We start from the raw sequence: 11,115 nt of genomic DNA, 5'->3' as shown, positions 1-11,115 counted from the left end.
ACAACCCTTACAACTATTCAGTTTTTGAATAGATTTATTTTTGATAGAAATATAAACAACCTAAAAATAAATCTCGTTTGATAATGCACTACGAGTTAATATGAGTATTTTTATTCAGGGAAATAATCTTTTAAATTCAAATAGTATTCAGCAATATTCTATTTCTTCGATTAGTGAGAGCTTATACACTCAAAGATTAATTCCTCGTCATGTTATTTTGGGAATAAACAAAAGTTTCTAGAAAGCAAATTCTTCGGTCAGTCTTTTATCCTCATCCAGTCTTTCAATCAGTTTTTCAAGACCTTCAAATTTTATTTCTTCGTGAAGAAAATCTCGGAATTTTACAGTAATATTTTCACCATAAATATCTTCATTAAAATCTAAAATATAAACTTCAACAGTTAATTTATCCCCATTTACAGTAGGATTGGTACCAATGCTTAGCATTCCTTTATATTTTTGGTTTCTTACAAAAACTTCAACAATATAAGCGCCTTTTTTAGGAAGTAATTTTAAATTTTCAACTTCAATATTGGCAGTTGGGTACCCGATGGTTCTGCCTATTTTTTTACCGTGAACGACAGTTCCGGAAACAGAGTAGTGGTAACCCAGCATTTCATTAGCTTCCAAAATATTGCCTTCCAATAAAGCTTTTCTTATTTTGGTAGAACTAATGTTGTTTTCATGAATATTTATCGCTTCCATCTGTTCCACTTCAAAATCTAGCTCTTTGGATAATTTTTGGAGGAGTTCAAAATTTCCGCTTTTATTTTTACCAAAAGAATGATCGTAACCGATAATTAAATATTTAACATTTAATTTTTCAACTAAAATCTGTTTTACAAATTCTTCTCCCGTAAGATTTCTGAATTCTTCATCAAACTCTTTCAGAAATAAATTATTGATGCCATATTTCTCCATCAATAAAGATTTTTCTTCTAATGTATTGAGAAGCTGCAAGTTTTCGTCGGGCTTAAAAACAAATCTTGGATGTGGCCAGAAAGTGAGAACAGCAGTTTCTAAATTGTTTTCAGAACCTACTTTTTTAAGTTCATCCATAATGCATTTATGACCAAGATGAACCCCGTCAAACATCCCTAAAGATAATGCTAAAGGCTTTTGAGAGTTATAATCACTAAAATTTCTGAAAACTTCCAACCTGAAAAATTTTTGACTGCAAATATAACTAATAAATGTAACAATGCATCAGTGCAAAAGTGTAACAATCTTCCAACGCATATAAATAAGATATGATAATGAAAAATCTATTGGCAAATTGGTAGATTGTTATATTGCTAAATTGTTTGAAAAGTATGATAAAAATCTTTTTTTTAGCAATTGTGGGTTTGATAAGATTAATTATATTTGCACCAAGAAAAAATTTAGCAATGGCAAACCAAATTAAAGGAAAAATTTCTCAAATTATTGGTCCTGTAATCGACGTAGTATTCTCAAATGTGGAAGCAATTCCTAGCATTTATGACGCTTTGGAGATTACAAAAGGAAACGGTGAAAAAGTAGTATTAGAAGTAGAACAGCATATAGGTGAAGATACTGTAAGATGTATCGCAATGGATGCTACAGATGGTCTTACAAGAGGTCAGGAAGTAGTTGGTTATGGTAATCCTATTACAATGCCAATTGGTGAAGCTGTAAACGGAAGACTTTTCAACGTTGTTGGTGATGCTATTGATGGTCTTACAAATATTTCTAAAGAAGGTGGTCTTCCTATTCACAGACCAGCTCCTAAATTTGATCAACTTTCAACTTCTGCTGAAGTTTTATTTACAGGTATTAAAGTAATCGACTTGGTTGAACCTTATGCAAAAGGAGGTAAAATCGGTTTGTTCGGTGGTGCAGGTGTTGGTAAAACAGTATTAATTCAGGAGTTAATTAACAATATTGCAAAAGGACACGGAGGTCTTTCTGTTTTTGCCGGTGTAGGTGAAAGAACGAGAGAAGGAAACGACCTTTTGAGAGAAATGCTAGAATCTGGTATTATTAAATATGGTGACGATTTCATGCACTCTATGGAAAACGGAGGTTGGGATCTTTCTAAAGTTGATTTAGAAGTGATGAAAGATTCTAAAGCAGCTTTCGTTTTCGGACAAATGAACGAGCCACCAGGAGCAAGAGCTAGAGTAGCCCTTTCTGGTCTTACATTAGCTGAATATTATAGAGACGGTGGAGAAACAGGACAAGGTAGAGATGTACTTTTCTTCGTAGATAATATCTTCCGTTTTACACAGGCTGGTTCTGAGGTTTCTGCACTACTTGGTCGTATGCCATCTGCAGTAGGTTACCAACCAACTTTGGCATCTGAAATGGGTGCGATGCAGGAAAGAATTACTTCAACTAAAAACGGATCTATTACATCTGTACAGGCGGTTTACGTACCTGCGGATGACTTAACTGACCCGGCTCCTGCAACTACATTTGCTCACTTAGATGCTACAACGGTATTAGATAGAAAAATTGCTTCATTAGGTATTTATCCGGCTGTAGATCCGTTGGCTTCTACGTCTAGAATTTTAGCTCCGGAAGTAATTGGAGAAGAGCATTACAACTGTGCACAGAGAGTGAAAGAAATTCTTCAGAGATATAAAGCTCTTCAGGATATTATCGCTATTCTTGGTATGGAAGAACTTTCAGAGGAAGATAAATTGGTAGTTTACCGTGCAAGAAAAGTTCAGAGATTCTTATCTCAGCCTTTCCATGTTGCAGAACAGTTTACAGGTATTCCAGGATCTTTGGTTGATATTAAAGATACTATTAAAGGATTCAACATGATTATGGATGGTGAGCTAGATCACTTACCAGAAGCTGCTTTCAACTTGAAAGGAACCATTGAAGAAGCTATTGAAGCAGGACAAAAAATGTTGGCGGATAACGCATAACAAATTAGACACAAGATTACAGATTCAAGACATGAGACTTTAACGTTGTCTAAAATCTGAAATCTGAAATCTTTAAATCTAAACTAATGAATATAAAAATTTTAACGCCAGAATACGTAATTTTTGAAGGAAATGTAAATTCTGTTTTGCTTCCGGGTAAAAATGGTGAATTTCATATTATGAAAGATCACGCAGGTATTGTTTCTTCTTTAGTGGGTGGAAAAGTGAAATTGTTTACCAATTCTATTGATGAAGCTTATGCTAAGCATTTTACTAAGGAAAATGATAAAGATTCTGTTTTTTCTTATCCTATCAAAAGTGGTGTAATAGAATTTAATAATGATAAAGGAATTATCCTTTGCGAATAATTAAATATAAAGCTAAATATATTTTCAGGAAAGTGTAACTTTGTTACACTTTTTTTTATGGTCTAAAATTGAGTGATATGCAGAAAGGTATTTTATTTTTTTTAATAATAATCTCTAGTTTTTTCTGTGGGCAAAATATAAAGATAAAAAGAGGAATTGTAAGTCTCGAAGGGATTCATGTTGCGAAAATGCTCTATAAATCCGGAGAATATACTTTTATGGATTTAAAAGAAACTCCTATTTTCACTGTTAAGTTTGTAGATAAAAGCATAGTAGATTCGGTAAGAGATAGCTATATTAAGCTAAACAGAATTTACAACAGAGAGAAAACATTAGATCTGGATTATATTTCTCCATCAGCATTTTCGGGCGAAGAAAAGTCTGCAGTATATACCTGCTTTAAAGCATTAAAAATCATCGATGAAAGAGGAATCAATATCAAAAATCTGGATGAACTCTTTCAAAACAATCCTAAAAGAAAATTAGATAATAAGACCAAAGAAGCATATACTACGAGGTCAAAAATAGATAAACTTAATATTACGGTAAATAATGTAGGAGAAATTCTCAGCAATGGAGTTCCTGTTGGCTATTTTACTAATTTACCTGTAAGTTTTGGCTCCGAAGATACCATATCAGATAAAACTTTTGTAGATATAGAAATTTATGATGCCAAAAGCAAATATATTGGGAAATACATTACGACTACAAAACAATTAAAAACTGCAAACGGAAAAACATATACTTTGTACCGGGAAATGTCGGGTAGAGCTTCTATTTTAAAATTTCCTACCTATAAAGCTATTGCAGAAAGAATGGCAATTCTAGATCCGAATTTTATCAAAGTAAAAGAAAAAATTGAGGTTGGAGAGGTTGTAAAAGATGGAATTATAAAGTAATTTTAAGCTTTATTTTGCTTTAAGAGCATCATTAAGATTACCGGAATTCCGAAAACCGAACTTATTACATTGATCGGAATATGACTTTTTTCTGCGATAATTGAAAAAAATACCATTATCAACATTCCTAATAACATATTCAAAATCCATTGCTGCCAAATTTTGGCGGGATTATAAATTAACCTGCAAAAATGCGGCACTACAATTCCGATAAACAAAATTGGGCCTAAAAATGCAGTTACGGATGCTGAAAGAAAAGATGAAGAAATAATTATCAGCATTTTAAGCCTATTCAAATTCACTCCTAGACTTTGAGCGTAAGATGAGCCTAAAGAATTTCCGATTAATGGTTTAATGGTTTTGAAAGAGAAAAACAAACCTAACAATACCAAAATTCCTAATATATATATTTGGTTTCTCGTCACCATATTATTGGCTCCGAAAGACCAAAGTATATAGTTTTTAAGATTCTGATTTTCTGCATAAAACTGAAGAAGAGATACAACAGCTCCTGCAAAAGCGGAAACTAAAAAACCAAAAATAATAAGATAAGATTTATCCTTAAATTTTTTTGATGCGGATAAAAGTATCAACATTAAAAGTAGACTTCCTGCAACAGCCGATAAACTGAGAAAACTATTTTGCAGAAAATCTGGTAAAACAATGTCCTGAGAAAAAAAAATATAAAAAGCTACGGTAAGACTCGATACCGAGGTTATTCCTAGTATATCTGGTCCTGCTAAAGGATTTCTAAAATATTCCTGCATAAGAAAACCCGATGTAGGAATAGAAATTCCTGCCAAAAGCATAACCAAAACACGGTTAATTCGTATTTCAGCGATATCACTATTGGAAGAATTAAAAAAAAAATCCTTAAAACTTAAATTTACAAATCCTGTATTGAGGTTAATAATTGATGCGAAAATAATGGCAACAAGCAAAACCAAAAACAGGATTTTGAATTTTTTAGACATATTTTAATTGCAAAACACTTGTAAATAAATGCATTTCAGAGTTGATATTTTTAAAATATATCAACAAATATTTATTTTTTTTCTGATTTAGAATTCAACAACTTTTCAATTTTTTCGTTTAAATCTTGTTCAGACATCATCCCTAGAGTTTCATCGGTTTTATCGCCTTTTCTCATGAAAGTAAAAGGGATTGCAGAGCCTGTCCATTCCTTAAAATTATCGGAGAAAAATTTTTGATCAATAAGTTCTCCATCCAATAAAACTGTATTGTTTCGGATACCCATTTCATCTGTAAACTGAGGAACTTTGGTATTCCATTCACTTTTACTGTCCAGACTCACGAAAGTAATTTTAACAGGTTTTCCTTTTAGTTCCTGAATTTTATTCTTGAAAAAAGGAATTTCATGTACGCAAGGTCCACACCAAGTAGCAAAAAAATTCGTTACATAAAGCGTATCATTTTTCTTCTGAAGATAGTTATTCATTTCTTGAATTGAAAGTGCTTTGAGTGGAGTTTTTGCATTTTCAGTTTTTGAACTAGTAACAGAATCTTCTACAGATTTTTTTTCTTCGTTGTTTTCAACCTGCTTTTTACAGCTGAATAATGCAGTTGCTAAAAATGCGGATAATATTATTTTTTTCATATTTAGATTTAATTATATTCATACCCAGAAGGTCAGAATGCTGTTAATGTGTAGTTTATTTCATTTACCGTTTTATTAAGAAGAAAAATCATTCTAAATTTCTTTTAAAGTAAAGCCACCTATAACGTCATCATGATAATTTTTTATTATTTTTGAAATGAAGTATGGAACAGCAAATCTACAAAGGGAAACTTACACAGTTTCATTGGTTAAAAATAAAGAAAAAGGAACAACTTACCAAAAATACTTTTTCTATCGAATTCGAAATTCCTGAGAATTTACAAGATGTATTTACTTTTGAAGCAGGTCAGTTTGTAAGTCTGAAATTCGATTTTAATGGTAAAACAATCATCAATGATTATTCCATGACTTCTGCACCTTTTGAAAAAAAAATCAGCTTAGGAATTAAAATTAATTCTGAAAATGGTGCAGCGGCTTATATTTTTGAAAATTATAATTCTGGAGATAAAATACTGGTAAGTGAACCTGCTGGAAGATTTACATTGGTTTCTAAGCCCAGCGAATTCCGAACTATTGTTGGTTTTGCATCTGGAATTGGGATAACACCTATTTTAAGCCATTTCAAAAATATTCTGCATGAAGAACCCAGAACACGTTTGTTCCTGTTTTTCGGAAATAAAAGCTCAGAACATATTGCTTACCGCGAAGCTCTCGACGAATTAGCCAACAAATATGAAAACCGTTTTCAAGTTTTCTATTTTTATTCTCAGGAAAAAACTTCAAACCATTTTTTCTTTGGAAGATTAGACGAAAAAAAGTTAAGTTTAATCATTAATCAGATTTTACATTTGGATGATACAGATGAAGAATCTACCATTTGGGATGCAGTAGATGAAGTATTAATCTGCGGAAAAGGGGAGATGATAAAATCTCTGGCAAACGCATGTTATCATCACGGTATTCCGAAAAAAAATATTCATTTTGAGTTATTCGAAGAATTTAACAGCGATATTTATCCTGTTGAAAAAGAATTTCCACTTATTACTGATATTCAAGTAGCGTTCAAACTTTTAGGGAAGAATTATGAAACTATTATTGAAGACAACCGTAATAAGATTCTTCAAACGCTGCTTTTACAAAATTTTCCAGTTCCATACTCCTGTAAATCGGGCATTTGCGGAAGCTGCGAATGCCAATTGGAAGAAGGAGAAGTAGAATTGCTGGAAAATGAATATTTAACCGAAAAAGAAGAATCTCAAGGTAAAATATTAGCGTGTATGGCAATTGCTAAAAGTAAAAAAATAAAGCTTAATTTTGATTTTAATTGAGAATACTCAGAAACATATACAAATTTATTACTTCTTCCATAGAAATCGTTTTTCTTTTGGTATGTCTTTCTAATGCTTGGGTTTTTGGGGTTACCGGTGGAAGAACTTACAATAAAATCTCAAAAATTCCGCCACGGGAAGTTGCTTTGGTTCTGGGAACGTCTCCGAAAATGCGTTCAGGCTTATCCAACCCTTATTTTACCAAAAGAATGGATGCCACAGCATTGCTTTATCATCACGGAAAAATAAAAAAAATAATCGTAAGTGGGGAAAAAAGTAAAGGCTACAATGAACCTGCAGCCATGAAAAATTATCTTATTTATCAGGAAGGTGTTCCCGAAGATATTATTATTGAAGATCCCGAAGGATTTAACACTTATAAAAGCATTTTACGCTGCAAAGATGTATATAAAAAGAACAATGTTATTATTGTATCGCAAGGATTTCACAATCTGAGAGCCCTGTTTTTTGCCAGAAATAATAATATGAATGCTTTGGGGTTTGATGCACAGGATGTTTCTAAACCAGAGAGTTATTACCGAAACCAAACCCGCGAAATTGCAGCGCGGGTCTTTGCGGTAATTTGTTTTATTTTCGGAATATCTCCTGATTAGAAGGGATATCCAAAAGCAATATTTAAAGTAGGTTTTAAGGGCTGAATTTTACTGAATCTCCATCTTTCTGTTTCTATTTGGTTTGGATCGTAAATTTTGTAAGCTAAATCTAGTCTTAAAGTGATGTAGGCAATATTTACTCTTAAACCAACGCCACTACCAATCCCCATTTCCTTAATAAAACGATTGAATTTAAACTGATCGTCGAAACCATTATCTTCTGTGTTCCATATGTTACCAATATCTGTAAATATGGCTCCTTCATACATTGATGTAAAAGGAATTCTGTACTCAATATTCGTTGTAAGTTTAATATTTCCCATTAGATAAGTTCTTACTTTCTCGTCGATTTGTGAACCTCCAGGTCCTAAACCTCCAAAAGCAACCCAGGCTCTAATGTCATTTGCTCCTCCATTGAAGTAAGATCGAACAAAAGGCATTGTAGAAGAATTACCGTACGGAATCCCTAAACCTATGAACTGACGGAGTGCTAATGTCTGATTACCATTAAATTTAAAATATTTTCTTACATCAAAATCAAACTTTACAAACTGAGCGTAAGGAATGCCAAAAATTGTTCTTTCCGGACTTCTTAAAACTCCGCCGCCATCATTTCTTTTTTGGTTGAATAAACTTGGAATGTTTCCTGCAAACTCAACTTTACCATTGAAGTAAAATGCATTGGGATAATCTTTTTTTCCAATTTCATTATAAATAAAATTATAAATCATTGAAGAAATAAGAACATTCTGAGTTTGTCTATCTTTATTAACCAATGTACCACGGAAAGCCAATAAATCATCGGTTTTTTTCTTATCGAGCGTATTCAGATAGCCATCATCTGTCATAATTTTCTCAGAAACCTGATCTCTGGTTAATTCTCCGGAATCGAACTCTTGTTTTAACTGCGGATTATATATAAAGTAGTCGTCGAAAACAGTTTGTCTAACGTTATTATCATTCACAAAAAAATCATAATAACTGTCTTTATTTTTGGTTAAACTGAATAATGTATTGAACAGTGTTAATCTGTGAGATGCCTGATCATTTACGTTGGCGTAATAGTTTAATCCACTGTTAAAGTTTGTTCTTCCCAAACCAATATTGTTCTGAACCGATGCTCCCAAATTTATAGAAGTAGTAGGAGAGTATCGTTTTGGAATGAGCTTATAATAACTGAAAGGTAACAGCAATCTCGGAAAACTTAAAGAAGCCTGTGCAGAATATTCGTAAGCTAAAATTCTTTTATCCAGATTTTTAGGATTTTTTATAGACCCAAAAGTTCCGGCAACACTTGTTGTAAGGTTTTCGGCACCGCCAAAAACGTTTCTTGTAATAAGATCTACGGATGGTGAAATACCAAAATTTAGTAGCTGAGAATAATTAAGATCAGTCCCTAATTTAAGTTCATATTTATCCAATGGTTTTAGTAGATAAAAAACATCAACAATACTATCGTTAGGAGAATTTAATCCGCCTTGTCTTAAAGAATCTCTGGCTTTAAGAATACTGAAATTATTCATTGCTACAAGATTTCTTTTGGTTAAATCTAATTTCTTCTGATCGTATTGAGTACCATTTTCAACAATAATAGCTCTCCAAAGAGAAGAAGTATTATACTGGTCATCAACTTTATGAAATCTTATTTTACGCAGACTGTCTTTCACAGTACGACGTGGAAAATCTGACGGACGCTGAACAACTGCGACATCTATATTTCCAAATGTTGCTCTTTTGTAAGGTCTGTCAAGAGAATCTTTATGAATTTCTAAAACAAGAGGTATATTTTTGTTGCTTTTGAGTGAATCTGCTACAAAACCTACTTCATCATTGCCTGCATTAAAGCGGTAATACCCATATTCTCTCATCATTTCATTAATTCTGGCAATTTCTTTCTCCAAAACGGTTTGGTCAAGCGTCTGACCTTTTCTTACCAAACTGCTATTGATATTCTGCCTGAAAACATCCTTAATTCCTGCATCCGGAATGTTATAATAATATTCTTGAATGGTAGTAGGTAAATTGTGCTTTATAGAATAATTTACACTTGCTTTCTTATTGGCTGAGTCGAGCTTTTGAGTATATTTTACTTCAGCATCCCAATATCCTCTATACGTGAGGCGATTTCCTATTTGCTGTGCACTTTTCGCAGTTCTTGCCTGGTCTAATATAACCGGCGGAGTTCCCCAACTGTGATAAAGCCTGTCCATAAAAAGGCTTTTCCCAACATCTTTACGCATGTTATATTTAATGAAAAGAGAATCCCTAAGCTTCTGATTTCTCATTTCGCTTGGGTACGTCATATATTCATTCAGTAACGTGTCATACTTAGGATTGGCGGCATTATACCACATAAGACTCAAAGGCAGAAATAACAACTGCTTCTTATTAGGCTTTTGTTGAACATAGTCTTTCAGCTCATCATCAAAAAACTGCTTTGTATCTTCAAATTCAAAATTGTTTTCAGTAAGCAAATATTCTCTGTCCGGAACTTTTTTTGTGGTACTGCACGCATAAAGTAATCCTACAAATGTTGCAAATGATATTATTTTATAATACTTTTGAGGAGAATTTTTAAAATGCTTACCGCTCATACAATTAAAATTTTACAATCTTTAGATAAAAAAAAGTTCAGGCAAAAATACAACTTGTTTTTGGTTGAAGGTAATAAAACTATCCTCGAACTTTCTAATTCTAAATTTAAAATTAAGGAAATATTTTCTACTCAGGAAAACAATTTTATTTCCGATGATGTGAAGTTCACCCATATTACTGAAAATGAACTTAGAAAAATAAGTTTTCTTAAAACTCCAAAAGATTCTATTGCTGTCTGTCATCTTTTAGATGAAGATGATTTTATGGATAAAGATTTTCAATTGGTTTTGGATGGAATTCAGGATCCTGGAAATTTAGGAACCATTATAAGATTAGCAGACTGGTTCGGGATTGAGCAGATTGTTTGTAGTGAAGATACAGTAGATTTTTACAATCCAAAAGTGATACAGGCAACAATGGGCTCTTTTACAAGAGTTAAAATACATTATTGCAACCTACAGAAATATCTTTCTGAAACGCAGAATAAAAATATAGGAACAGATATGGATGGCGAAAATCTATACAGTTTCGAAAAACCTGAAAAAGTAAATTTAATTTTAGGAAATGAAGGCAATGGTATGCGTAAGGAAACCGAAAATTTGTTGCATAATAAAATAACAATACCTCGATTTGGAAAATCTCAGTCTACAGAAAGCTTAAATGTTTCTATGGCTGCCGGAATTATTTTAGGACAACTTTTCAGAATTTGAGTGTTTTAGAATTATCACCGTTATTTAAGGTAATGTGGTCAAAAATAGTTGGTGTTTTTGTCAAAAATAATTCGTAATATTTTGCGGTTGATTGGAAGAGGAAGTGAGCAATGCTGAGGAGCAAC

10 protein-coding genes are annotated in these 11,115 nt (G+C 32.5%); 6 read left to right on the top strand and 4 right to left on the bottom strand.

Translation table 11 applies throughout. The features are described from left to right. Positions 1 to 237: 237 nt before the first annotated feature. On the bottom strand, positions 238 to 1,158 hold the full coding sequence (locus IV513_RS13695; protein ID WP_209391123.1) for a bifunctional riboflavin kinase/FAD synthetase: 921 nt from the start codon (positions 1,156 to 1,158) through the stop codon (positions 238 to 240). Positions 1,159 to 1,388: 230 nt separating this feature from the next. On the opposite strand from IV513_RS13695, the gene atpD reads away from it, so the two are divergent. The 3 genes from atpD to IV513_RS13680 all read left to right on the top strand — a co-directional run bounded on the left by atpD (position 1,389) and on the right by IV513_RS13680 (position 4,164). Next, positions 1,389 to 2,897, top strand: coding sequence for a F0F1 ATP synthase subunit beta (gene atpD / locus IV513_RS13690; protein WP_209391122.1), 1,509 nt, complete (start codon positions 1,389 to 1,391; stop codon positions 2,895 to 2,897). A gap of 86 nt (positions 2,898 to 2,983) precedes the next feature. Beyond that, a complete protein-coding gene (locus tag IV513_RS13685) occupies positions 2,984 to 3,265 on the top strand; it encodes a F0F1 ATP synthase subunit epsilon (RefSeq protein WP_209391121.1) in 282 nt (93 codons plus the stop codon). A 77-nt stretch (positions 3,266 to 3,342) separates the two neighbouring features. Beyond that, positions 3,343 to 4,164: a hypothetical protein gene (locus tag IV513_RS13680; protein ID WP_209391120.1), complete on the top strand. Its 822-nt coding sequence runs from the start codon at positions 3,343 to 3,345 to the stop codon at positions 4,162 to 4,164. 2 nt (positions 4,165 to 4,166) lie between these two features. Here the strand turns inward: IV513_RS13680 and IV513_RS13675 are convergent, their stop codons facing one another. Both IV513_RS13675 and IV513_RS13670 read right to left on the bottom strand, forming a co-directional pair. Next, positions 4,167 to 5,138: an iron ABC transporter permease gene (locus IV513_RS13675; RefSeq protein WP_209391119.1), complete on the bottom strand. Its 972-nt coding sequence runs from the start codon at positions 5,136 to 5,138 to the stop codon at positions 4,167 to 4,169. Positions 5,139 to 5,209: 71 nt separating this feature from the next. After that, positions 5,210 to 5,782, bottom strand: coding sequence for a TlpA disulfide reductase family protein (locus IV513_RS13670; protein WP_209391118.1), 573 nt, complete (start codon positions 5,780 to 5,782; stop codon positions 5,210 to 5,212). A 164-nt stretch (positions 5,783 to 5,946) separates the two neighbouring features. On the opposite strand from IV513_RS13670, the gene IV513_RS13665 reads away from it, so the two are divergent. Continuing rightward, positions 5,947 to 7,071 carry a ferredoxin--NADP reductase gene (locus IV513_RS13665; protein ID WP_209391117.1) on the top strand — a complete coding sequence of 375 codons (1,125 nt, stop codon included), beginning with the start codon at positions 5,947 to 5,949 and terminating at the stop codon, positions 7,069 to 7,071. Beyond that, positions 7,068 to 7,685 carry a vancomycin high temperature exclusion protein gene (locus IV513_RS13660; RefSeq protein WP_209391116.1) on the top strand — a complete coding sequence of 206 codons (618 nt, stop codon included), beginning with the start codon at positions 7,068 to 7,070 and terminating at the stop codon, positions 7,683 to 7,685. The genes IV513_RS13665 and IV513_RS13660 overlap by 4 nt, the downstream gene beginning before the upstream one ends. Here the strand turns inward: IV513_RS13660 and IV513_RS13655 are convergent. Further along, positions 7,682 to 10,279, bottom strand: coding sequence for a BamA/TamA family outer membrane protein (locus tag IV513_RS13655; protein WP_209391115.1), 2,598 nt, complete (start codon positions 10,277 to 10,279; stop codon positions 7,682 to 7,684). The two genes, IV513_RS13660 and IV513_RS13655, sit on opposite strands and share 4 nt — an antisense overlap. Between IV513_RS13655 and IV513_RS13650 the strand changes: the two genes are divergently transcribed. Then, positions 10,265 to 10,990, top strand: a complete 726-nt coding sequence (locus IV513_RS13650) for an RNA methyltransferase (RefSeq protein ID WP_209391114.1) — start codon at positions 10,265 to 10,267, stop codon at positions 10,988 to 10,990. The two genes, IV513_RS13655 and IV513_RS13650, sit on opposite strands and share 15 nt — an antisense overlap. The last annotated feature ends 125 nt before the right edge of the window (positions 10,991 to 11,115 follow it).

Origin of the sequence: Chryseobacterium sp. RR2-3-20, assembly GCF_017808115.1 — a bacterium.
GTDB classification, from domain to species: Bacteria; Bacteroidota; Bacteroidia; order Flavobacteriales; family Weeksellaceae; genus Chryseobacterium; species Chryseobacterium oryzae.
Note: the sequence above shows the minus strand (reverse complement) of the source record. Positions and strands in the feature narration are given on the sequence as shown.